Source organism: Halalkalibacter sp. APA_J-10(15) (assembly GCF_023017105.1).
Lineage (GTDB): Bacteria > Bacillota > Bacilli > Bacillales > Bacillaceae_D > Halalkalibacter.
The window spans coordinates 1-282 of sequence record NZ_JALKEV010000089.1 but is presented as its reverse complement, the minus strand read 5'-3'; the positions used below and the strand labels follow the sequence as shown (position 1 = coordinate 282).

The window sequence follows — 282 nt, the reverse complement described above, 5'->3', positions numbered from 1 at the left end:
GGCAACGTCCTACTCTCACAGGGGGAAGCCCCCAACTACCATCGGCGCAGAAGAGCTTAACGACCGTGTTCGGCATGGGAACGGGTGTGACCTCTTCGCTATCGCCACCGGACTTTTGAACATCAGAGATCGGAAGCTCTTTGTTCACTATATGCTTGAAAGAAAGATTCCTTCAAAACTAGATCATGGAATGTGAAACACGTCAGAATTTCTTGGATAAGTCCTCGACCGATTAGTATCTGTCAGCTCCACGTGTCGCCACGCTTCCACACCAGACCTATC

At 50.0% G+C, this 282-nt stretch carries 1 rRNA gene; it reads right to left on the bottom strand.

From position 1 onward, the window contains the following. Positions 1-112, bottom strand: a 5S ribosomal RNA gene (gene rrf, locus MW695_RS22385); the annotation flags it as partial. Positions 113-282: the final 170 nt, after the last annotated feature.